Source organism: Peribacillus sp. (genome assembly GCF_059453735.1).
Genome location: NZ_JAZVJO010000259.1, coordinates 1 through 3,513, shown reverse-complemented (window position 1 = coordinate 3,513; position 3,513 = coordinate 1). Strand labels below are relative to the sequence as shown.

Here is a 3,513-nt window from a genome sequence, read left to right as displayed (position 1 = left end):
GTCCTCAAGTTATGCATCTTAAAGCTCTTTACTTCATATAGAATCTGTACCAAGAAACGATAATAACTCCGCACTAGATCGATAGTTAAATAAATTTATAAAATATAAAGATTATTATGAATAAATTTGATATAGTAATAAAAGCATAGGTGACAAGACAGAAGTAAAGTTATCAGTAAATTGATTATTAAAGCAACGGAGGGATAAAAAACGAAAAAATTCTCTTAAATTAAGTTACATAATCGTATTATGGTAAACAAGATAATCTTACTATTACAAAAATGAATGGAGGGACTTGTTATGTCAAAAACAAATATGTGGAGCTTTAAATTATCAACGGCTTCTATAGTTTTGATACCGGCTGCAGTCGGTATTAATTATATAGGAAAGTTATTTGCAGGACTTCTCAAACTGCCTCTGTGGCTTGATTCCATTGGAACAATCTTAGCAGCGATGCTGGCTGGACCAATCGTTGGAGCACTTTGTGGGTTAATTAATAATATTATTTACGGGCTGACTTTAGATCCTGTCTCATTTGTGTACGCGTTAACAAGCGTTGGGATCGGGATTGCTGCTGGCGTTATGGCTTATAAGGGATATATTCGGAATATAGGGATGGCTGTTGTAATGGGGCTTGTCATTAGCCTAGTGGCTACCGTCATATCTACACCCATTAATATTGTCTATTGGGGAGGACAGACAGGGAACATATGGGGGGATGCACTATTTGCCACATTGATTGCGAATGATTTCCCGCTTTGGCTGGCATCCGCTCTTGATGAATTAGTGGTGGATATACCTGATAAAATAGCGGTGGTTGTGATTTCATTTTTACTTTACAAAGGGCTGCCAAACAGTCTTGATCAACTGTTTAAAAATGAGAAAAACCGTGTAGAACAGCTGTAAGAAAGCAGGTGTTTGGTTATAAAAGCATTAAGCTTGTATCAAGATCGCATGTCACTGGTACATACTATTGATCCAATTACGAAGTTGGTCTTCATTCTTTTTTCATTAAGTTTGCCTTTGATTCTCCAAAACATTTATTGGTCTGTCGGTATCCTGATGTTTTGTCTATTGCTGCTATTAATAGGAAAAGTGTTTAAACAAGCTCTGCCCATTTTGGGACTCAGCTTTGTACTGCTGCTATCTATTGTGGTGATTCAGGGATTATATTCACCAACAAATGAAACGCTGTTCTTTTCTGTTGGTTTTATACGATTTTATGAAGAAGGCTTGCTTGTTGCTGTCCAAATTATTCTGAGGGTTACCACCCTGCTTTGCTCGGTTTGTATACTCGTGCTGACTACGAAGCCATCTGATTTAATCCAGAGTCTCATGAAAAAAGGATTACCAGCTAAAATAGGCTATGTACTTAACTCGGTTATGCAAATCATCCCTGAAATGCGTTCAACTATGGCTACTATTTCGGATGCTCAACGGTCGCGGGGAATCGAAACAGAAGGGAAATTAAGTACAAGAATTAAAGCGTTTTTCCCTTTGCTTGGACCAGTCATTATGAATGCTCTTGTTAGTACCCGCGAGCGTTCAATGGCACTTGAAGTACGCGGCTTTAATTCCACGGCAAAAAAAAGTTTTTTAATTGAGCCAACCTTTTCGAAAGTCGGTTTTCCTCTACAGATTATTATGATGGTTATGCTTGCTGGGGCAATAGGGTGGAGGGTTTTCCTATGAGTATCATCAACGTTCGTCATTTAAACTATCGTTACCCATTAAAGAAGGAGCTGACTTTAGTAGATCTTTCGTTTGTTATTAATAAAGGTGAATTTATTGGAATTGTTGGACAGAATCGTGCTGGTAAATCAACGCTTTGCCAGGCATTAATTGGTTTAGTTCCACACTTTCATAAAGGAGCCTATGGCGGCATTGTCGAAATCAATGGGATAAATGTGCAGGAATCCGATGTAAATACAATCAGTGAAAAAGTAGGGATTGTGTTTCAAGATCCGTTCACTCAAATTACTGGAGCTAAACTAACGGTCTATGAAGAGATTGCATTTGGTTTAGAGAATCTTGGCATTCCACAGAAAGAAATGAGAGTACGAATTGATCAGGCTTTAAAGCTGCTTGATATCTATGAATGTAGAAATCAGAACCCATTTGAATTATCGGGCGGACAGATGCAGCGGATGGCTATTGCAAGTATTATTACGATGAGACCTGAAGTAATCATCCTTGATGAACCTACGTCACAGTTGGATCCACAAGGGACAGAGGACGTTTTCCGTGCTATCAATGCTCTTAGCAAAGATGGTATGACCGTCATTATGGTGGAACACAAAATCGAAAGTATCGCCAAATATGCTGATCGGATTATGTTAATGGCGAACGGGAGTATTATTGACTTTGATAGCCCGCAAAAGGTGTTTTCCCGTGCTGACCTTTTAGACTACGGTGTACCTCCCCCAGTGTATACGCAAATTTGCAGACTGCTTGGGATAAGGAATAAAGACACGGGGCTCTATCCAATTACACTCGAAGAAGCTTATGAATGGATGGTGTCGACAAAATGACATCCATTGCCGTAAATTCACTATCTTTTTATTATAAAAAAGAAGCCCCTATATTAACCGACATAACGCTTACCTTTGATCAGCGATCTACAGCCATTATTGGTCAAAATGGAGCGGGCAAAACAACTCTTGTTAAATTGTTGAAAGGACTGTTGAAGCCGGTTTCAGGGGAAATATTGATTAATAACCAGAACACAAAAGATGTTTCGGTTGCTAAACTAGCTGGCCAAATCGGGCTTGTCTTTCAGAATCCGAATGACCAGATCTTTAAAAGTACGGTATTGGACGAAGTGATGTTCGGGCCGCTGAATGTTGGGCACTCAAAGGAAGAAGCAATACCTAATAGTATGCATGCGTTACTAATGGTCGGAATGGAAGATAAAAAAGACGATCATCCCTATGATCTTAGTTTATCCGAACGAAAGTTAATCAGTATCGCGTCGATCGTTGCGATGAATACAGATATTGTTATTTTTGATGAGCCGACCATAGCGCAGGATCACGCTGGAAAAGAAACAATCAAACGGGTCATGAATGACCTTCAGAAAAAGGGAAAGTGGGTCATTACGATTATCCATGATATGGATTTTGTTGCTGAATCATTTGAACGTACGATTGTACTTGCTGAAGGAAAAGTATTGCTAGATGGTACTACCCGCGAAATCTTTTTAAATAAAGAAGTTTTAGTGCAAGCGGGTTTAAACCTCCCCCATGTTACCCAACTAGGTTTTTTATTAGAAAAAAATAAAACATTTCTGACAGTAGATGAATTTATTAAAGATTCAAAGTTATAAAGAAATTCAATTAATAGTTTTCCAAAATCCGTCTCCTTAAAATCCGTTTTAAGGGGCTTGTTTTTTGTTTCTAGGGGAATAAGTCACGCAATCAATATATTAGAATAGAGACTATCCTGACGGCTTAAAATCGATTGGAGAAAAAATTCCTTCATTTCTTCGTGGAAATAGCCGATTGTATTATAATT

Annotated in this window: 4 protein-coding genes; all 4 read left to right on the top strand. The window is 38.3% G+C overall.

Annotated features, from left to right (window positions below; genetic code table 11):
* Positions 1-300: 300 nt before the first annotated feature.
* From AC52RT_RS08170 to AC52RT_RS08155, 4 genes are read left to right on the top strand one after another with little or no spacing between them, the layout of a single operon-like run.
* Positions 301-906, top strand: coding sequence for an ECF transporter S component (locus AC52RT_RS08170; RefSeq protein WP_495540284.1), 606 nt, complete (start codon positions 301-303; stop codon positions 904-906).
* A gap of 12 nt (positions 907-918) precedes the next feature.
* Positions 919-1,692 (top strand): energy-coupling factor transporter transmembrane component T family protein, encoded by a 774-nt coding sequence (locus AC52RT_RS08165; RefSeq protein ID WP_495540283.1) that lies wholly within the window; start codon positions 919-921, stop codon positions 1,690-1,692.
* The gene (locus AC52RT_RS08160; protein WP_495540282.1) at positions 1,689-2,531 is read left to right on the top strand and encodes an energy-coupling factor ABC transporter ATP-binding protein; all 843 of its coding nucleotides are present in this window, start codon (positions 1,689-1,691) and stop codon (positions 2,529-2,531) included. Before AC52RT_RS08165 ends, AC52RT_RS08160 begins: the two co-directional genes overlap by 4 nt.
* On the top strand, positions 2,510-3,325 hold the full coding sequence (locus AC52RT_RS08155) for an energy-coupling factor ABC transporter ATP-binding protein (protein ID WP_495540281.1): 816 nt from the start codon (positions 2,510-2,512) through the stop codon (positions 3,323-3,325). The genes AC52RT_RS08160 and AC52RT_RS08155 overlap by 22 nt, the downstream gene beginning before the upstream one ends.
* Positions 3,326-3,513: the final 188 nt, after the last annotated feature.

Coding starts and splice junctions, on each gene's coding strand:
- AC52RT_RS08160 (WP_495540282.1), top strand. CDS start 1,689: ATGAGTATCATCAACGTTCGTCATTTAAACTATCGTTACCCATTAAAG.
- AC52RT_RS08155 (WP_495540281.1), top strand. CDS start 2,510: ATGGATGGTGTCGACAAAATGACATCCATTGCCGTAAATTCACTATCT.
- AC52RT_RS08170 (WP_495540284.1), top strand. CDS start 301: ATGTCAAAAACAAATATGTGGAGCTTTAAATTATCAACGGCTTCTATA.